This window comes from Aeromonas sp. 1HA1, assembly GCF_029237385.1.
Taxonomy (GTDB): Bacteria; Pseudomonadota; Gammaproteobacteria; order Enterobacterales; family Aeromonadaceae; genus Aeromonas; species Aeromonas popoffii.
Genome location: NZ_JAACGC010000049.1, coordinates 14,115 through 33,598, shown reverse-complemented (window position 1 = coordinate 33,598; position 19,484 = coordinate 14,115). Strand labels below are relative to the sequence as shown.

At 60.3% G+C, this 19,484-nt stretch carries 13 protein-coding genes and 1 pseudogene; 10 read left to right on the top strand and 4 right to left on the bottom strand.

What is annotated here, in order from left to right; genetic code table 11:
• Positions 1–394: 394 nt before the first annotated feature.
• The 3 genes and pseudogenes from GWQ22_RS15025 to GWQ22_RS15015 all read left to right on the top strand — a co-directional run bounded on the left by GWQ22_RS15025 (position 395) and on the right by GWQ22_RS15015 (position 3,750).
• A pseudogene (locus GWQ22_RS15025) lies at positions 395–1,312 on the top strand (IS5 family transposase).
• A 211-nt stretch (positions 1,313–1,523) separates the two neighbouring features.
• Positions 1,524–2,867 carry a leucine-rich repeat-containing protein kinase family protein gene (locus GWQ22_RS15020; protein ID WP_275930808.1) on the top strand — a complete coding sequence of 448 codons (1,344 nt, stop codon included), beginning with the start codon at positions 1,524–1,526 and terminating at the stop codon, positions 2,865–2,867.
• A gap of 235 nt (positions 2,868–3,102) precedes the next feature.
• Complete coding sequence (locus tag GWQ22_RS15015) at positions 3,103–3,750, top strand: thiopurine S-methyltransferase (RefSeq protein ID WP_275930807.1); 648 nt, start codon at positions 3,103–3,105, stop codon at positions 3,748–3,750.
• Positions 3,751–4,053: 303 nt separating this feature from the next.
• Here GWQ22_RS15015 and GWQ22_RS15010 read toward each other — a convergent pair whose 3' ends face one another.
• Positions 4,054–6,822 carry an insulinase family protein gene (locus GWQ22_RS15010; protein WP_275930806.1) on the bottom strand — a complete coding sequence of 923 codons (2,769 nt, stop codon included), beginning with the start codon at positions 6,820–6,822 and terminating at the stop codon, positions 4,054–4,056.
• 162 nt (positions 6,823–6,984) lie between these two features.
• Here GWQ22_RS15010 and sixA point away from each other — a divergent pair, with 162 nt between their 5' ends.
• The 3 genes from sixA to GWQ22_RS14995 all read left to right on the top strand — a co-directional run bounded on the left by sixA (position 6,985) and on the right by GWQ22_RS14995 (position 8,921).
• Positions 6,985–7,452 carry a phosphohistidine phosphatase SixA gene (gene sixA, locus GWQ22_RS15005; RefSeq protein ID WP_275930805.1) on the top strand — a complete coding sequence of 156 codons (468 nt, stop codon included), beginning with the start codon at positions 6,985–6,987 and terminating at the stop codon, positions 7,450–7,452.
• A gap of 133 nt (positions 7,453–7,585) precedes the next feature.
• Entirely contained in the window at positions 7,586–7,792 is a 207-nt protein-coding gene (locus GWQ22_RS15000) for a DUF1107 domain-containing protein (protein WP_042037401.1), read from the top strand.
• Between the two features lie 208 nt (positions 7,793–8,000).
• The gene (locus GWQ22_RS14995) at positions 8,001–8,921 is read left to right on the top strand and encodes a DMT family transporter (protein WP_275930804.1); all 921 of its coding nucleotides are present in this window, start codon (positions 8,001–8,003) and stop codon (positions 8,919–8,921) included.
• 48 nt (positions 8,922–8,969) lie between these two features.
• Here the strand turns inward: GWQ22_RS14995 and GWQ22_RS14990 are convergent, their stop codons facing one another.
• Positions 8,970–10,586: a peptide ABC transporter substrate-binding protein gene (locus tag GWQ22_RS14990; protein WP_275930803.1), complete on the bottom strand. Its 1,617-nt coding sequence runs from the start codon at positions 10,584–10,586 to the stop codon at positions 8,970–8,972.
• A 384-nt stretch (positions 10,587–10,970) separates the two neighbouring features.
• Here GWQ22_RS14990 and fbp point away from each other — a divergent pair, with 384 nt between their 5' ends.
• Positions 10,971–12,005: a class 1 fructose-bisphosphatase gene (gene fbp / locus GWQ22_RS14985; protein ID WP_275930802.1), complete on the top strand. Its 1,035-nt coding sequence runs from the start codon at positions 10,971–10,973 to the stop codon at positions 12,003–12,005.
• Positions 12,006–12,089: 84 nt separating this feature from the next.
• Here the strand turns inward: fbp and mfd are convergent, their stop codons facing one another.
• Complete coding sequence (gene mfd / locus GWQ22_RS14980) at positions 12,090–15,554, bottom strand: transcription-repair coupling factor (RefSeq protein WP_275930801.1); 3,465 nt, start codon at positions 15,552–15,554, stop codon at positions 12,090–12,092.
• A 9-nt stretch (positions 15,555–15,563) separates the two neighbouring features.
• Positions 15,564–16,139, bottom strand: coding sequence for a PilZ domain-containing protein (locus GWQ22_RS14975; RefSeq protein WP_212512339.1), 576 nt, complete (start codon positions 16,137–16,139; stop codon positions 15,564–15,566).
• Between the two features lie 76 nt (positions 16,140–16,215).
• On the opposite strand from GWQ22_RS14975, the gene GWQ22_RS14970 reads away from it, so the two are divergent.
• From GWQ22_RS14970 to lolE, 3 genes are read left to right on the top strand one after another with little or no spacing between them, the layout of a single operon-like run.
• Positions 16,216–17,451: a lipoprotein-releasing ABC transporter permease subunit gene (locus GWQ22_RS14970; RefSeq protein ID WP_042037407.1), complete on the top strand. Its 1,236-nt coding sequence runs from the start codon at positions 16,216–16,218 to the stop codon at positions 17,449–17,451.
• 43 nt (positions 17,452–17,494) lie between these two features.
• Positions 17,495–18,193 carry a lipoprotein-releasing ABC transporter ATP-binding protein LolD gene (gene lolD, locus GWQ22_RS14965; protein ID WP_275930800.1) on the top strand — a complete coding sequence of 233 codons (699 nt, stop codon included), beginning with the start codon at positions 17,495–17,497 and terminating at the stop codon, positions 18,191–18,193.
• On the top strand, positions 18,193–19,434 hold the full coding sequence (gene lolE / locus GWQ22_RS14960) for a lipoprotein-releasing ABC transporter permease subunit LolE (RefSeq protein WP_275930799.1): 1,242 nt from the start codon (positions 18,193–18,195) through the stop codon (positions 19,432–19,434). The genes lolD and lolE overlap by 1 nt, the downstream gene beginning before the upstream one ends.
• Positions 19,435–19,484: the final 50 nt, after the last annotated feature.

Below are 19,484 nucleotides of genomic sequence, written 5' to 3'. Positions count from 1 at the left end.
GGCCGCACGATGAAGAGCAAAAGTTAGCATGATCGTTACCATGTTCGGGAGTCACATAGGAGATCAGATCCTGGAAATCGGGAAAAGTGCCAATCAGTTCACAATATTTGTGTATAAGAGTCAGGGCTAAAGCTCGCCTCTTAACCAAGCGTTAGCATTTACAAGTGCCATAGGGTGCAATGAAATTGCACCACTAATTTGGTACTCCATTACTTGTGCGAAAGCCGCGCTGTAAACGGTGCAATGCGCTGCGCTTATTGCACCCTATGTGTTTCGTCAATTCGATGGGACGGTGTTGCTGAGCGCGGCGTTGTTGCCCAAATCAGAGTGACCTGAATTGAACTTATGGTGGAGACGGCGATCTGATCACCAAATCCCTCTTCAAATCAGCATCATGGGCAAGTCGCTTCACGCCATATCCAACTGGTCACAGTACAACCGTTCCCTGGTCAAACGCGGCTCGCTAACGTTCTGGGTTGATGAGAATGTCGTTCATAACTGGTTCCATCAAGAACATCATGGCCGACGGGGACGAAGCGCCCTCTACACCGACCAGACCATCTGTACCTTTCTCATGCTCAAGGGCACTTTCAATCTCTCCCTGCGGGCGACACAGGGCCTGTTCGACTCGCTGTTTGAGCTGATGAATGTGCCGCTGTGTGCCCCCGACTACAGCTGTGTCAGCAAGCGCGCCAGTACAGTGAAGGTGATATACCGCCAGCCACACAAGGGCAAGGTGAGCGATTTGGTTATCGATTCCACCGGCTTGAAAGTGTTTGGCGAGGGCGAATGGAAGGTCAGAAAGCATGGCCATGACAAGCGACGGGTCTGGCGCAAATTGCATCTGGCGGTGGACCCGGCGACCCACGACATCGTGGCAGCCGAGGCCTCGTTGGAAAATGTTCATGATGCCGAGGTGTTGCCGACCCTGTTCAATCCGCTACGCCGAGCACTTGGGACCGTGTATGCCGATGGCGCATATGACACCAAGGCCTGCCATCAACTGATAAAGCGCAAAGGAGCCAAGGCCTGTATTCCGCCGCGCAAGAATGCCGGTTGATGGGAAAAGGGGCATCCACGCAATGAAGCTGTTCTGGTGATGCGTAAGGAGGGGCTGACTCACTGGAAGCAGCAGTCCGGGTATCATCGGCGCTCATTGGCTGAGACGGCGATGTGTAGGTTCAAACAATTGCTGACGGGAAAAATCAGTCTACGTAACTACAACGGACAAGTGGGAGAGATCATGGCCTACGTGTGTGCGATGAACAAACTGAATGCCCTTGGTCTGCCTGTTAGAAAGCCCCAAGTGTAGCTATCACCTGGGGCTGGGGAAGTTGTGGCCTAATCGCTAATTTGGGCAACAACGCCGCTGAGCGCCATACCCGTCACCAAGGCAACAAAAGGGGCGATCTGCGCCCCGAATTCTCTATAATGCTCCCCTTTAAAATCGCCGGACTCAGGTCCGGCGCGCGCTGATGGCCGTGTTGCGCCGTCAGGGCGGTCATCAGGATTGAGAAACGGTTATGCATACTCTGGAACAGCTGCGCGCAGGCGAACTGTGCGGTGCCCGCCATCTGAAGATCTCTGAAAACCTGACGGTTTTCCCCCCCGAGATCTTGGGCCTGAAAGAGACGCTGGAGGTGCTGGATCTCACCGGCAACCAGCTAAGCACGCTTCCTGACGAGCTGGCTGGGTTCACCAAACTGCGCATCCTCTTTTGCTCCGAGAACCGCTTTACAGCGTTGCCCGAGGTGCTGGGGCGCTGCCGGTTGCTCACCATGGTGGGCTTTAAGGCTAACCGGATTGCCACCGTGTCGGCCAAAGCGCTGCCTGCGGGGTTGCGCTGGCTGATCCTGACCGACAACGTCATTGAACGGCTGCCCGATGAGTTGGGTCAGTGCGATGCCCTGCAAAAGCTGATGCTGGCGGGCAACCGCCTGCGCGAACTGCCCGCGAGCCTTGTCAACTGCCGTCGTCTGGCGTTGCTGCGCATCGCCGCCAACCGGATCGAACGCTTCCCCGACTGGCTGCTGTCGCTGCCGTGCCTCGCCTGGCTCGCCTATTCCGGCAACCCCTTTAGCGAGGGGGAGGAGGCGCGGGCCATCGACGATGCCCATGTCGCGACCCTTGATTGGGATAAGCTGGCACTGGGCGAACTGCTGGGGCAGGGGGCCTCTGGCGTTATCCATAGTGCCACCTGCGTCACGTGCGACGGATTGCAAGGTGACGGGCCGCAGGCGGTGGCGGTCAAGTTGTTCAAGGGGGCGGTGACCAGCGACGGTTTGCCTCACTGCGAGATGGCGGCCTCGCTGGCGGCGGGCACTCATCCCAACCTCATCAGGGTGCTGGGGCGGGTGGCGGATCACCCCTCCGGCATGCCTGCGCTGGTGATGACGTTGATAGACCCCAAGTTTGCCAATCTGGCGGGGCCGCCGAGCCTGGACTCCTGCACCCGGGATGTGTATCCCGATGCGCTGCGCCTGAGTGTGCAGGATGCGCTGGCGCTGGCGCACGGTATCGCGTCAGTGGCGGGCCATCTGCACCGTGCGGGCATCATGCACGGGGATCTCTACGGCCACAATATCCTCTTTGCCCGTGAGCCTGGCGCCCCGGCCCATGCCCTGCTCGGGGATTTTGGCGCGGCCTCTTTGTATGACCGCAACAACCGCGAGCGGGCGCTGGGCCTTGAGCGGCTCGAGGTGCGCGCCTTTGGCTACCTGCTGGAGGAGCTGCTTGCGCGCTGTGAGGCAGAGTCATCACAGCTCGACGAGCTGCATCGGCTGAGCGCGGCTTGCCTCTGTGACTCGCCCGCCGAGCGCCCTGATTTTGCCCATATCGAAAGGGTGCTGGCAGCGGCGCGTGGGTGATCTGTTGGCCGATGTTGTGCGCCCACCCACATGTTTTCATTTGTTGAACGGCCTGACCCATGACCTTGTTACACAATGTCAGGGCCACCTTGTTGCCACAAACGTGTCAAAAATAGGGGGTATCGCCGTGTATCGCGTTGTCATCGTCTGTCTGACAAAAAGGGCATGGGAAGGGTTGCGCGGTGCCGGTTAAGTTGTGATATTGAGGCATCTTTAGCACAGAAGGGTAATAACGATGGAAGCGGCGTTTTGGCATCAGCGTTGGGAAGAGAACCGGATTGGCTTTCATCAGGCGGATTTCAATCGCTGGCTGCAATCCTGGTGGTCTGCCCAGCAACAGGAAGAACCCGTGCTGGTGCCCCTGTGCGGCAAATCCCGCGACATGCTCTGGCTCAATGGCCTGGGGCACCCCATCGATGGCTTCGAGCTCTCTGGGCTCGCCATCGAACAGTTTTTCAGTGAAAACCAGCTCACCGATACCCTCGGCGAGCTGGGCCCCTATCAGTGTCATCAGCACGGCTCCCTGCGCATCCATCAGGGGGACTTTTTTGCCGCCCCCGAGCTGGGGCGTCGTTACCGGCTGGCCTATGACAGGGCGGCCCTGATCGCCTTGCCGACGGACATGCGCCGTCAGTATGCGGAGCTGATGAGCCGCCTGATGGAAACCGGTGGCCAGATCCTGCTGGTGACCCTGGAGTATCAGCCGGAGCAGCAGCGGCAGCCGCCCTTCTCGGTGGGGGAGATGGAAGTGCGCACCCTGTTCGAGCGCGATTTTCGAGTGGAGGTGTTGGGCCGGGCAGCAGAGGTGGACCACCCCAGGGTGCTCTCCGGTCAGCTCTCCTATTTCGATGAAGTGGCCTATCGCCTGATCCGCCGGGGCTGAAAGTGTGATCCCGCTCGACAAAGCCGCAGGTCACGGACTCTTTGCTACCTCCTTTGACATAGATCAACGTGGCAAGGGAGTGGCGTGCCTATGATGAGCCTGTTTCTCAATCACTGTTGATATTGGCAGGTGCGCTCTGGTTTGAACCATCCGGTCCACCATCAACACAGTGTCTGATTTTCACGCTCATGTTCACTTTTGGCGGCTTTGGTCGCAATTGATTATGGTTTTTCCAGCCGACCCCAAGGGGTCGGCTTTTTATTGGGCGGGATTGGCTGATGGGCAAGAATGTCTCTATCAGGCCTAGCAGGTGCTGGCATTGAGCCGGAACGCCTTGGGATCATCGATAAACTGACCTGTGATGCGCTCGTCGTGCTCGTGGCCCTGGCCATAGCTGCAGAGGATCAGCCGATCCGAGGTGCGTGAGCGCAGCTGTATGATGAAGCGCACCAGATCGGCGCGGCTCAGCATGCCCACCTCATCGCACACCCTTTCGCGCTGATCAAAGCCCAGATCCTTGTTGCCTATGCTGACCCAGAGCCGTTGGCCGCGACTGCGCAGGTTGGCATCCCGCTCGCTCAGCTGGGCTTGCAGTCCCGCCTTGCTCTCTTGCCACTGCTGCTCGGTGAATTCGAGCATGGCCAGGGGAAAGAGGTCGATAAACTCCTCTACGGCATCGAGCAGGATCTGCGGCCCTGCCACCGGGGACTGGATATAAAAGATAAGGCCGGGGTGGCGGTTGAGGGGCAGGTTGCCGGCACCCACCACGTAGCCGAGCTGCTGGCGGGTGCGCAGCTCGTGGAAGAAGCTGGATGACATGATGTGGTTGGCCAGGGCGAAGCAGGCGAGATCCCGCGCCCGGGTGGTGCGGGACTGGTAGTAGACCAGCAGGGCCGAATCTTCGTGTTCACAACCCTGCTCGCGGATCAGGGTGCCTCTGTCCTGAATGGAGATCAGCGGGCGGCGGGTCTCGGCACTGGGCTGGCTGTTGGCACCGAGGTGGCGTTCCAGCAGGGCGGCCAGTTCGAGTGCCTCGGCGGCGTCCCAGTCACCGTGTACCAGGGCTTCGACGTGCACCTCGCCAAACAGTTGGGCGACAAACGCCGGCATCTCGCCAAGCTCCACGGTGCGCAGATGGCGCAGCAACTGCTCGAACGGCGGGTTGTTCGGCTGCAGCAAACTGGTGAGCTGGTTGAACAGCTGGGAGATGGGGCGAGCCTTGGACTGGTTGTCCCAGTTGCGGATGAGCTGCTCCTTGATCTCGGCGAAGCGGCCCGGATCCGGATAGCCCAGGGTGCGGTTGCCGAGGATCATGTCGAGCAGCAGCGGCTGTTTGTCGGCAAAGCCGCTCAGGTTGATGGTAAAGCCGCCCTGGTGGGCATAGATCTGGTAGCCCAGCCCTGCCAGCTCTGCCGGGTAGGTGAGGGCGTTGAGGTGATCGGTGAGCAGCTCCACCGCCAGCCGTGCCATGGCGATGTGGCGCGGGCTTTTGACCGCGTGCTCACTGTCGATGGAGATGTAGAGATTGCCCTTGGGCACGCTGAACTGATGTTCGTACAGATGCCAGAGCCGAAACCCAGGCCTGTCGATGAGGCAGGCGGGCATGTCGGCCTGCAGCGCCGGCTGGCGCGGATCGAGCCGGCTGCTGATAAAGGGATTGGGCAAGGGCAGGGCGAGGGACGGGTCAGGTGTGCTCTGTTGCCAATGGATCTTCTCCGCCTCCGTGATGACGTCGACGCCATAGGGGGTCTGATACCAGCGGGCGAGGCGATCTGTGGTCAACTCCGGCGCCGAGATGGTCATGCGCAGGTTGTGCGGGGTGAGCTTGGCGAGCAGTCGGCGGATCAGCGCCTCGTCGTATTCGCGCATCATGTAGTCGCCGTAGAGCAGGTCTTCGGCTTTGTAGCTAAAGAGGTTGAGCACCAGCCCGGAGACGGTGTCGAGTGCCCGGCCCCGCTCCTGGAAGCGGAATGCCGACTCGAGCACGGTGCGCTTCTCTTCGTAGCGCCAGCTTTCCACCCCATCGTGTTCGATGAGCTTCAGATAGCCGAACAGGGCGGCCACTATCTCGTTGACATGTTCGAGCCCAAGCGGCGTAAGGCCGAAGCTCACCCCGAAATCCTTGAAGTTGGCACCGCTGATGCCCCCCCCGGCGGAGAGCTGGTTGACCCAGCCTTTCGCTTTCAGCAGGGAGAGCAGGCTGCCATCCCCTTCATAACCGATGAGGTGGCTCAGGAAGGTGAGGGGTTTTTTGTCATAAAACTCGTCGACGTTGGGCAGCGGGAAGGTCAGCGCCAGCTTGCGGGTCTCCTTGACCGGATTGATGCGGATGCGGATGCCGAGGTCGTCGAGGCGATAGAGAGGGTGCGTCAGGGGCGGTATTCCCAAATTGCGATTCAAAATGGGAGCGAAAAAGCGATCGCACCACGCAATCTGGGTCCCGATGGATTCAGGCGAGATCATCACCAGCGCCATGCGATCTGCGCTGTAGTGAGATTCGTAGAACCGGATGAGATCGGCACGCAGATCCCGACCGGGCAGATCGGCCAGGGTATCCAGGTTGCCGACCGAGAATTTGGAGAAGGGGTGGGCCGGGTTGACCGTCTCTTTATGTACCTGGTAGCTGCGGCGCACATCGTCCTGCAGCTTGAGGCGGTACTCGGAGTCGACTGCGTTGCGCTCCTTGTCTACCCATTCGGGGGTGAAGGTGGGGCAGATGAAGAACTGGGAAAAACGGTCGAGCCCGGCCTCGAAGAAGCCGTTGTCTATCTCGAAAAAGAAGTTGGTGAACTCGGTGCCGGTCCAGGCGTTGTTGCTGCCACCATGACGACTCATAAATTGCTGGTACTCACCCGGCTTGGGATAAGTTCGGGTGCCCAGGAACAGCATGTGCTCCAGGAAATGAGCCATCCCCTGTCGATCGGCCGGATCGTCGAAATGACCTGTGTTGACGGCCAGGGAAGCGGCTGACTTGTCGGTATCGGGATCGCAGATCAACAAGACCCTGAGCCGGTTTGCCAGCTCCAGATAGTGGTACTGCCGGTGGTCATTAGGACTGGCATATGGGCTCATTGGGGCATGACTCATGTTGGATTTATTTGAATTTAAACATGATTATCGACCCCGCTATCCAGTGAGGCAAACCCTTTTCTGAGAGGTAGCGCAATTGTTTCCCCCGGCATGGCGGGGTAAGATCCCCCCGCTATCAAAACAGGCCCCTTGGGCGAGGTTGTAATGAAAATCTACATCATGCGTCATGGCCAGGCTGGCATGAATGCGAAAACAGATGAACAGCGTCCACTGACCGAGCAGGGCATTAAAGAGTCCATCCACATGGCAAGTTGGCTGGCGCCCCAGCTGGATGGTGAACTGGGTTTGGTTGTTCACAGCAATTATCTGCGTGCCAGACAAACCTGGCAGAGCATATGCAATCAATTACCCAAGGCCGCCAGGGTCGAGGAGAGCAGCGAGATCACCCCCTATGGCGACCCGGCGTTTGTCGCGAGCTATCTCACTGCGCTGGCGGCAACACATGACAATATTTTGATGGTCAGCCACCTGCCGCTGGTGGGGTATCTGGTGCACAGCCTCTGTCCTGCAGCGGGTGCGCCCATGTTTGCCACCTCGGGTCTGGCCTGTATCGAGTGGCAAGATGACAAGGGGGTCTTGCTCTGGTTGGAAGGACGACATACAATACGCTAGAAGTTAATAAAAAGTTATAAATTGGTTTTTTGGGGAAGAGAGTCGCGATTTTTCCGGATGTTTATATAGATTTTACGGAATTATTTCGCAGAAGCTGCTGTCATACGGATACAACTGCAAGAGGTTGCAAACGATGAGAGTGTTCAAGAAGTACCTGCCACTGATGGTGGCAAAACATGTCAAAACCTTCTTCAAGGGACGGATCTATATCCACGGCAGGGGGCGTTTTGATTTCCAGTCAGGCTTGCTGATGATGCCAACGCCAGCTGACATCCCCCACCGCCAGACCGTGGTCGAGGTCAACGCCATGATCTCCAGACTGCACATGGATGCGGCGTGATTGCTTCACCATTCCATCCCGTCGCTTCATGCCCGCCCCCGTGCGGGCATGATTGTTTTTGGCCCTGATCTGCCCACATTGGCTCTGTTCGATGCCGTTTCAAACCTGCCTGCCTTGACAAGGCTGGCCGGTACTTGCTAATCCTGCTTGCCTCTCTATACTCCCGACTCCCGCCGGGAATACCCGCTCGTTTTTTCTGGATATAGTGATGCCCTTTGCCTTCTTGTTTCCCTTCTCCTGCATGGCCATCTGGGCCGGCAATGGCATTGTCAGCAAGCTGGCGGTCGGGGTGCTCTCACCGGCGGCGCTGGCTTGGTCGCGATGGATGGTGGCAGCCATCATTTTGACGCCTTTCCTCGCGCACCGGGCCTGGCGGGATCGCGCCAAGCTGCGGGCCGGCTTCTATCACCTGGCGGCGTTGGCCCTGCTCGGCATGGTGCTGAACCAGACCTTCGGCTACTACGCGGCGCAAACCCTGGGGGCGACCGAGATAGGCCTGATGATGGGGCTGACTCCGTTGATCACTGTGCTGCTCAGCATCTGGCTGCTGCGTGAGCGTCCGACCTGGGGCGCTCTGCTCGGTGGCGCCATCTCCATTCTGGGGCTGGCCATCTTGCTGGGGCAGGGGGACCCCTCCCGTTTGATCACCCGGGGCATTCACATCGGATCCGTCTATATGCTGCTGTCGGCGGCGACTTATGCGCTCTACAGCGTGCTGCTCAAGAAGTGGGATCTGGGGCTGGACAACTGGTCCATGCTCTATGGCCAGGTGCTGTGCAGCCTGCTGTTTCTCACCCCGTTTTACCTGTTGGTGGACGGGCAGTGGCCAGATGGTCGCGCGCTCTGGCTCATCCTCTACGCCGGTATCCCTACCTCGGCTTTGTCACCCTGGCTCTGGATGCAGGGCATAGCCCTGCTGGGGGCGAGCCGTACCGCCATCTTCATGAACCTGTTGCCCGTGATGACGGCGGCGCTGCCCATCAGCTGGCTGGGGGAAAAGCTGACCAGCTATCACCTGATAGGGGGCGGCATGACGTTGCTCGGGGTCTTGCTGGCGCAACTGCTGGTCAAGCCCGTGGTACTGCGTCGCCGTGCCAGAGGGGCGCTGGCGAGCTGTCGGGAAGATTGAAAAAAAGACCGCCTTAGAGGCGGTCTTTCTGTTCAGGGGGTGAGGGCGTCACTGCGCGGTGAGGTAGAGGTCTTTGGAGTAGACCACGTCTTGCGGGTTCTGATAGGGATAGCCCTTGATACTGGGCTTGAGCAGCCGTGACTTGACGTAGAAGTAGACGGGGGCGATGGGAGCCTCGTCATCGATCAGCGCCTCGGCCTGCTGATAGAGCTGGTTGCGCTCGGCCGGATCCTTGGAGTCATGGGCCTTGGCCAGCAGGGCATCATACTGCTTGTTGAACCACTTGCCGCTGTTGGCGCTGCTGCTGGAGGTCATGATGTCGAGGAAGGTCGAAGCATCGTTGTAATCCCCGTTCCAGGAGTAGCGGCTGACGCCGAAATCCCCCTCATTGAGCGCGGACACCATGGTTTTCCACTCCATGTTGTTGAGCTTGGCGCTGACTCCCAAGTTGTGCTTCCACATGGAGGAGATGGCCAACGCTATCTTCTTGTGGCTCTCGTTGGTGTTATAGAGGATATCCACATCCAGCGGCTTGTCTGGGCCGTAGCCCGCCTCGCTCAGCAGCGCTTTCGCCTGTTTGATGCGCTCCTCCTTGCTCAGCAACTGGCTGACCGGGCGCTTGAGCTCGAAACCGTCGACGCTTGGCGGGGTCAGGCTGAAAGCGGAGAGTTGACCTTGCCCCAGGATCTTCTCGGTGATGGTGTCCCTGTCGATGGCAAGCGACAGCGCCTTGCGCACTTTCGGGTCGTCGAACGGTTTGCGCTGAGTGTTGAACACATAGTAATAGGTGGCGAGCATGGGCGCGTTGACCAGCTCCTCAGGGCTCTTGCTCTTGAGCTGTTTGTACTGCTCCAGCGGATAGGTAGTGTAGTGCAGTTCACCGGCGCGATAGCGGTTGTAGGCGGCGGTATCCGAGACTATCTCAAGATAGAGCACCTTGTTGAGCACTGTGTTCTGGTTATCCCAGTAGAGGGGATTGCGCTCGGCGATGAGCCGCTCGTTGGGGGTCCACTCCTTGAGCACAAAGGCGCCGTTGGAGACGATGTTGCCTGGCTTGACCCACTCATGCCCGAACTTCTCTATGGTCGCCTTCGGCGCCGGGAAGGTGGTGTAGTGAGAGAGGGTTTTGAGGAAGAAGGGCACCGGGTTCGTTAATGTGATCTGCAGGGTATGAGCATCGATCGCCTTGATGCCCAGCGTATCCGGACTCTGCTTGCCCTGTACCACCTCACTGGCGTTGGTGACGCCGGTCAGCTCGATGAACCAGGCATAGTTGGAGGCATTCTTGGGATCCGCCGCCCGCTGCCAGCCATAGACATAATCGGCCGCCGTTACCGGCTCGCTGTTGGACCATTTGGCATCGGGCCTCAGCTTGAAGGTGTAGACGGTGCCCGTGCTGTCGAGCTCGTAGCCAAGGGCGCCGGCAGGTTGCAGTTTACCCTTGCCATCCAGGGTGTAGAGCCCCTCGAACAGGTCGTTGACGATATCGCTGCCCGCGCTCTCTTCCACCATTTGGGGATCGATGGAGGCGGGTTCCGTATTGATGTTGCGAATGAAGGTTTGCTGCTCCGCAGGTAGCAGCTGGGTACCGGCAGGTACCTGTGCCGCCATGATGGGGAGTGCGAACAGGGCAGCAACCGTGCCGGCAATGAGAGTCCTTTTCATTGAATATCCTTATGTTTTTTTGCTTCCAACGCCTGGCCAGTGTGCGGGATCGATCTGGAGATCTCAAGAGGAGGGCACTGACCTTGCCGTCAGCTACCCAGATTGGGGGGCCAAGTGGGCCGTTGCACCCACCATGGCGGCCTGTTCGTGACTTTGCATCACGAATTAACATGGTGAAAGTTACCGATTGACACCGGTTTAAGCGTGTTTTTGTGGGGTCTGGAGGGCCATGATGCGCATTTATCCAGCGGCTTAATTCGCTGCAAAAACAAAAAACAAACGTTACATTAGGTTACAAAACAAGGCTGCCGAGGATCGGCACTTTTTTTGTCGGTGCGTGCAAACGTTTTCAAAGCCAACGGAAACGATCTTAAAGGAACAATAATGCGAAACATGATCACCATGGGCGAGTTCATCGTCAAAAAACAGGCGGATTATCCCACCGCGACCGGGGAGTTGACCTCGTTGCTCAGTTCCATCCGTCTGGCCGCCAAAGTGGTGAACCGGGAGATCAACAAGGCGGGGCTGGCAGATATCATTGGCTCCATGGGCGCTGAGAACGTGCAGGGCGAGGTACAGCAGAAGCTGGATGTGTACGCCAACGAGCGTTTCAAGGCGGCGCTGGAGGCGCGCGGCGAAGTGTGTGGCATGGCGTCTGAAGAGGAGGAGGATTTCGTCTCCTTCGATTCCGAGCTCTCCCGTCACTCCAAATACGTGGTGCTGATCGATCCCCTCGACGGCTCGTCCAACATCGATGTCAACGTCTCGGTCGGTACCATCTTCTCCATCTACCGCCGCGTCAGCACGTCCGGTGCCGGTGTCACCCTGGAAGACTTCCTGCAGCCGGGCAACCGTCAGGTCGCTGCCGGTTACGTGGTCTACGGCTCCTCCACCATGCTGGTCTACACCACCGGCTTTGGTGTCAACGGCTTTACCTACGACCCGTCCATTGGCTGCTTCTGCCTCTCCCACGAGAACATCCGCATCCCGGAGGAGGGCAAGATCTATTCCATCAACGAGGGCAACTACATCAAGTTCCCGGACGGGGTGAAGAAGTACCTCAAATATTGCCAGGAGCGGGACGAGGCGACCCACAGACCCTACACCTCCCGTTACATCGGCTCTCTGGTCTCCGATTTCCATCGCAATCTGCTCAAGGGCGGCATCTACATCTATCCGTCCGGTACCAACTCCCCGAACGGCAAGCTGCGCCTGCTCTATGAGTGCAATCCCATGGCGTTTTTGGTGGAGCAGGCCGGTGGCAAGGCCTCAGACGGATTTGGCCGCATCATGGACATCCAGCCCACCGCACTGCATCAGCGCACCCCTTACTTTGTCGGTTCCACCAAGATGGTGGAGCGGGCCGAGGCCTTTATGCGCGAATTCTCCTCCCACGAGGATCCGGCCCATCAGGATTGAAGCCCGAATGTCGTGCCTGCGATGAGCAGATAAAAAAACGGGAGCCGAATTGGCTCCCGTTTTGTTTGAGTGAGGTCACTCGTCTCAGTGACTGGTATGGCTGGCAAGATCCGCCAGCAAGCCATCCACCAGTTTCAGGCGCATGGCCCGGTCCGAGGTCGGCACCTGGAAGCGCAAGCGGGTCGGCCCGTCCATCTTGTAGATGCGCGGCTGCTCGGAGAGCAGCTTGACCAGATAGCCAGGGTTGACGCGGGTCTCCTGGGTGAAGTCCAGGTAACCGCCGCGCTCGCTCATCTCCACCCGGCGAATGCCCAGCGCAGTGGCGCGCTGGCGGAAGGCGGCCAGCTCCAGCAGGGTTTTGGTCGCCTCCGGCAGCAGGCCGAAGCGGTCTATCAGCTCCACTTTCAGCTCGCGCAGCTCCTGCTCATCGGCCGCGCTGGCGATGCGCTTGTACATGGAGAGGCGCATGTTGACGTCCGGTATGTAGTCGTCCGGCAAGAGCGCTGGCAGGCGCAGCTCCACTTCGGTGTGCTGGCTCATCAGCTGCTCCAGCGACGGCTCCTTGCCATTTTTCAGCGCCTCGACCGCCTGCTCCAGCATCTCCATGTAAAGGGTGAAGCCGACCGATTCGATCTGGCCGCTCTGATCGTCGCCCAGCAGCTCGCCGGCACCCCGGATCTCCAGATCGTGGGTCGCCAGCGCAAAGCCGGCGCCAAGATCCTCGAGCGAGGCGATGGCTTCAAGCCGCTTGACCGCATCCTTGCTCATCAGCTTGGGATGGGGGGTGAGCAGGTAGGCATAGGCCTGGTGGTGGGAGCGGCCAACCCGGCCCCGTAACTGGTGCAACTGGGCCAGCCCCAGATGATCGGCGCGGTCCATGATGATGGTGTTGGCACTCGGCACGTCTATGCCGGTCTCTATGATGGTGGTGCAGACCAGCATGCTGAAGCGCTGGTGGTAGAAGTCCGACATGACACGCTCAAGATCGCGCTCGCGCATCTGACCGTGGGCGATGCCGATGCGTGCCTCGGGCACCAGCTCGGCGAGATCGCTGGCGCATTTTTCGATGCTCTCCACGTCGTTGTGCAGGTAGTAGACCTGACCGCCGCGCTTGAGTTCACGCAGCACCGCCTCGCGGGTGACCGCAGGCTCCTGCTGGCGCACGAAGGTCTTGATGGCGAGCCGTTTGGCGGGCGGGGTGGCGATGATGGAGAGATCCCGCATGCCAGCCATCGCCATGTTGAGGGTGCGCGGGATCGGCGTCGCTGTGAGGGTCAGGATATCCACGTCGGCCCGCAGCGCCTTGATCTTCTCCTTCTGGCGTACCCCGAATCTGTGCTCCTCATCGACCACCAGCAGCCCCAGATCCTTGAAGGTGAGCTCTGAGCCCAAGAGCTTGTGGGTGCCGATGATGATGTCCACCTTGCCCTCGCGCAGCTCTTTCATGACGGCATTCTGCTCCTTGGCGGAGCGGAAGCGGCTCAGTACCTCGACCCGCACCGGCCAGTTGGCGAAGCGATCGCGGAAGTTGTCGTAGTGCTGCTGGGCCAGCAAGGTGGTCGGCACCAGCACCGCCACCTGCTTGCCGCCGTGGACCGCCACGAAGGCGGCGCGCATCGCCACCTCGGTCTTGCCAAAGCCCACGTCGCCGCACACCAGCCGATCCATGCTCTTGGCCTGACACATATCCCCCAACACAGCGTTGATGGCGTTGAGCTGATCTTCTGTCTCCTCGAACGGGAAACCGGCGGCAAACTGGCGGTAAGCCTCTCTGTCGTGCTGGAAGGCAAAACCGTGACGGGCTGCCCGCAGGGCGTACACATCCAGCAGCTCGGCCGCCACGTCGCGCACCTTCTCCGCCGCCTTGCGCCGCGCCTTGACCCAGGCCTCACCGCCCAGCTTGTGGCTGGGCGGATTGTCGGAGCCGGTGTAGCGGCTGATGAGGTGCAGGCTGGTAACCGGCACAAACAGCTTGTCACCACCGGCATACTCCAGGGTCAGGAACTCGGTGGGCAGGCCGCCGGCATCGATGGTTTCGAGCCCGAGATAGCGGCCGACCCCGTGATCCAGGTGCACCACCGGCTGGCCCTGGGTCAGCTCGCCGAGATTGCGGATCACCGCATCTGAGCTTAGGTTCTTGCTCTTCTCCCGCTGGCGTTTGCTGCGTACCTTGCCCCCCAGCAGCTCGGTCTCAGTGATAAGGGCGAGTGCGTCCTTGCCGCTCTCCTGCAAAAGGAAGCCCCGCTCCAGCGGCGCCACCAGCAGGCCGTGGCGCGCCTTGCTCGCCATGAAGGCCTCGAGGGAGGAGAACTCCTTGGGCTGCAGGGCGATGCGCGCCAGCAGATCGCCGAGCACCTCGCGCCGCCCTTCGGATTCCACTGCAAACAGGGTGCGGCCCGTGAAGCTGTCCAGGAACTGGCCCAGCGCCAGCATGGGTTGCTCCTTGCTGTGATCGAGCTGCAGTTCGGGCAGGGGGGCGATGGGGAGATCCCACTGGCCGGCCCCGCCGTCGGTGGCAGCCTCCTGCAACCGTACGGCGCCATAGTGGCCGAGCGCCGCAAACAGCTGCTCCACCGGCAGGTAGATCTGTTGAGGGGGCAGCAGCGGGCGCGTGTTGTCCCAACGTCTGTCCTCATAGCGCTGGCCTATGTCATTCCAGAACCGCTGGGCCGCGGGATAGATCTCCCCTACTGTGAGCAGCAAGGTGTTGTCCGGCAGATAATCGAACAGGCTGGCCGTCTGGTTGAAGAAGAGCGGCAGATAGTATTCGATGCCCGCGGGCCAGCGCCCCTTGCTCACCTCCTGATAGACGGAGCCCTCGGCGCGCGACAGCTCGAACTGTTCACGAAATTGGCCACGGAACAGCTCGATGGCCGCCTCGTCGGTGGGAAACTCCCGGGCCGGCAGCAGGCTGACCGTCTTGACGGGGTCGCTGGATCGCTGGGTCTCGGGATCAAACGGGCGTATGGAGTCCACCTCGTCATCGAAGAAGTCGATGCGATAGGGGCTGTTGCTGCCCATGGGGAACAAGTCGAGCAGTGAGCCACGGGCGGCAAATTCTCCGTGCTCCAGCACCTGCTCCACCGCCACGTAGCCGGCTTCGGCCAGGCGTCCCCGCAACTGTTGCAGGTTGAGACGCTGGCCGGCCTTCACCATCAGGCTGTACTTGTCGAGATAGGCCCGGGGGGCACAGCGCAGCATCAGGGTGGAGATGGGCACGATCAGCACGCCGTTGCTCATCTGCGGCAGCTTGTAGAGGGTCTCGAGGCGCTGGGAAATGATGTCCTGATGGGGGGAGAAGGTGTCGTAGGGCAGCGTCTCCCAGTCCGGGAACATCAGCACAGGCGAGCCCTGGTCTGCCAACAGGAACTGAAGCTCCTGCTCGAGGCGCAGGGCACTCGGGGTATCGGCGGTCACCAGCAGGACGGGGCGGTTGGCCTCCTGGGTGAGGCGGGCGGCAACCAGCGAGAGGCTGCTGCCTGTCAACTGGCCGAGCGTTAATTTTTGGCCCGCCTTGGCGGGCAAGGCGGGAAGCTTCATTGGCATCATTCGATTCTTTTAACGTTGGCGGTCTTGAGCACGAAGTTTGAGTTGCTTGGATTGCACATGCAGGCTGGCACGCACCAGCAGTTCGCGGTCATCCTCGCGGATCCTCACATAGTCGAGCAGCACGTGGGTGCCGTGTTCGCTCGGTTCCAGCTGCTTTACCTGGGCATAACAGTAAATGGCGGAGGCCTCTTCCCGCAGGAATATCTTGAGCCGCACTATCTGGTGCAGGTGCGGCGGCTCGCCATGGCCCTGGTGCGGATGCAGGTAAGTGAGCTGGCCGGCGCTAAAGCGCAGCGTGTGGAAGCGATGCTCGGGGTGATCCTGCACCGACAGCACATAGCCCATGATCATGTCGATCTTGCGGGACTGCTGATTGACTATCTCCACCAGGTCGTGCATCGACTCGTTCTGGTTGCGCATCAGGCGACTGGTCACTATGTCGATGGAGGTGATGGAGGAGGCGATGCGAAAGGGTTCGGGCAGTTCGGCTTCCAGTGCCTCCAGCGTCGGCAGATGAAAGTCACCGGGCATGGGGATCACATTGACCGGGGTGGCATGGGTGACGCTGAAGAACTGTTCCTGCATGGAGGCTATCCCTTGTTGTCATAGACGGTTTCCCTTTATTATCCGGTATCTTATTTTGTTGGCAACGTAGATATCCTTGAAGACTGGACTTTTTCAGCCACTGTCGCTGGCCATTGGCCTTCGTTACGCAGGCTCACGACGCAGTAACCGCTTCGTTTCATTCATCTCCCTGTTTTCCACCTTTGGTATCGCCATCGGGGTCGCGGCCCTGATGGTGGTCATCTCTGTGATGAACGGCTTCGAGGGGCAGCTCAAGGGGCGCATCCTGGGGGTGATCCCCCATGTGGTGGTGACCAATCAGGCTGGCCGCATCGACGCCCAGCCCGCAGGGTTACCCGATCTGGCCAACTTGCCCCATGTGATCGCCAGCGCCCCCATGCTCGACAGCGAAGGCATGTTGCAGAGCCCGGGTCAGCTCACTGGCGTCAGCGTGCAGGGCATAGACCCGGCCCTGTGGCCAAAGGAGGACATACTGCACGCCCAGATGCAGCTGGGACGCCTCGACAGTTTGCAGCGCGGTGACTATCACATAGTGCTGGGGCAGGGGGTGGCCAATCGCCTTCAGGTCTCCATGGGCGATCAGGTTCGTCTTATCCTGACCGAAGGCACCCGTTTCACCCCCTTTGGCCGGGTGCCGGCCCAGCGGCTGTTTACCGTCTCCGGGATCTTCGGTGTGGGTGCCGACGTGGACAGCCAGGTTGCGCTGATCGCGCTGGGGGATGCCCAGCGCCTGCTGCGCCTGCCGACAGAAACCGTCGGCGGCATTCGACTCTGGCTGAATGACCCCTTCGCCGCCGACCAGGTGATAAAGACGACGCTGCCGGATGGACTGGAGTGGCAGGACTGGCGCCGCGAGCGCGGCGATCTGTTCCAGGCGGTTGCCATGGAGAAGCGTATGATGGGGCTCATGCTGGTGCTGATCATTGCGGTCGCCACCTTCAACATCCTCTCTGCCCTGGTGATGGTGGTCACCGACAAGGAGGGGGAGGTGGCCATTTTGCGCACCATGGGCATGAACGAGGCAGGGATAGTCAAGATCTTCATGGTGCTCGGCGCCTCCAGCGGTGTGATTGGTGCCCTGCTCGGTGGTCTGGTCGGGCTCGGCCTCTCTCTGGGTCTTAACCCCCTGCTCAATGCGGTGGGGCTCAACCTCTACATGACGGCCGGTGGCAGCGGCCTGCCGGTGATCGTGGAGCCGGCCCAGGTCATCACCATCTTGCTGGGGGCCGTGCTGCTCAGCTTCAGCGCCACCCTCTATCCTGCGGCCCGTGCGGCACGGGTGAAACCGGCCGAGGCGCTGCGTTATGAATAATTCATCTTCTATTGTTACATCCGGCGTTAGTGGAGCCCCGTTTATGAATGACCCCTTCTCCTTTGAACCTCTGCTGCGTTGTCAGGCACTGAATCATGTCTATAAAGAGGGCGAACTGGAGACCCAGGTGCTCAAGGGGATCGACTTGTCCGTCGCCCCCGGCGAAATGCTGGCGGTGGTGGGCAGCTCGGGCTCGGGCAAGACCACCCTGCTGCACCTGATGGGGGCGCTGGACAATCCGTCGAGCGGCGCCGTGCTGTTCAAGGGGCAGGATATCCATCATTGGGACAGTCGCACCCAGGCCAAATTCCGCAACCAGGAGCTGGGGTTCGTCTACCAGTTCCACCACCTGCTCGCCGAGTTCACCGCACTGGAGAACACCGCCATGCCGCTGCTGATCGCCGGCGAGTCGGTGGCCAGTGCCACCGACAAGGCGACTCGCATGCTGGGGCGGGTGGGGCTCTCCCATCGCCTCCATCACAGACCCTCCGAGCTCTCCGGTGGCGAACGCCAACGGGTGGCCATCGCCCGTGCCCTGGTCAATGAGCCGAGCCTGGTGCTGGCGGACGAGCCCACCGGCAACCTGGATCACGCCAGTGCCACCGCCGTCTACGAGCTCTTGTGCGAGCTCAACCGCGAGCTGGGCACGGCGTTTGTGGTGGTCACTCATGATCTCAGCCTGGCTGCCAAGCTCCATCGGCGGGTGACCCTGGTGAGCGGCATCATGGCGGAGGTCGCCTGATGTTCAAACCGCTGCCCCTCTTTCTGGGCCTGCGTTACAGCCGCTCCCGTCGTCGCAACGGCTTCATCGCCTTTATTTCCGCCTCCTCCCTCATCGGCATCGCCCTGGGGGTGATGGCGCTCATTCTGGGTTTGTCTGCCATGAACGGGTTCGAGCGGGAGCTGAAAGACAGGGTGCTCTCCGTGGTGCCTCATGGCGAGCTGATGGGGATGGAGGCGCCGCTGCCCGACTGGCCCACGTTGCGCGACTACCTGCTGGCCCAGCCCGGCGTGGAAGCCGCCGCGCCCGTGATCCGGCTTGATGGGCTGCTGGAGCACGGCAATGCCCTCAAGGGATTGCAGGTACGCGCCGTGCTACCCGAGCTCGAAGCCAATTTGTCCGAAGCGGGCAAGTACATGACGGGGCGCGGTCTGCGCGAGCTGCAGGCGGGTGAGCACGGGCTCATTCTCGGCAAGACCATCGCCGACAAGCTGGGGGTCACCATCGGGGATACGGTCGCGCTCTTGCTGCCCCAGGCGGGCGATGCGTCCGCCATCAAAAACCCGAAACGGGAATCCCTCAAGGTGGTGGGATTGCTCGAGATCGGTGGCCAATTAGACGGTGTGCTCGGTTTTATGCACCTGGCCGATGCCCAGGCCATCACCGGCATGGGCAGTGCGGTGGAGGGCTTCAGCCTCAAAGTCACGAACGTGCTCAAGGCGCAGTCCATCACGGTGGCTGCCGCCCAGAAATTCCCGCACTACGTCTACATCAGTAGCTGGATGAGCCGCCAGGGGTATCTCTATCAGGACATCCAGATGGTGCGTACTGTCATGTACGTGGTGATGCTGATGGTGGTGGCGGTGGCCTGCTTCAACATCGTCTCCACCCTGGTGATGGCGGTGAACGAGAAGCGCAGCGAAATTGCCATCTTGAAGACCATGGGGGCGAGCCCAGGTCAGATCCGGCTCACCTTCGTCATTCAGGGCATGGTGAATGGTGTGATGGGGGCGCTGCTCGGAGCGCTGATCGGCGGCCTGCTCTCCAGCAAGCTGACCCAGATCCTGAGCTTCATTGAAGGGGTGATCGGCCACCGGTTCCTCAACCCTGACATCTATTTCATCGACTTCCTGCCCACCGAATTGCATCTGCAGGATCTGTTGATCGTGACCGGAGCGGCCATACTGATGAGCCTGTTGGCGACGCTTTACCCCGCTTGGCGGGCGAGCGGACTGGTGCCATCCCGCGAGCTGGGTCACTGATGCGCGGCATCTGAGCCGCCGATAAAGAACGAAGGGCCCGCCGGTGCAAA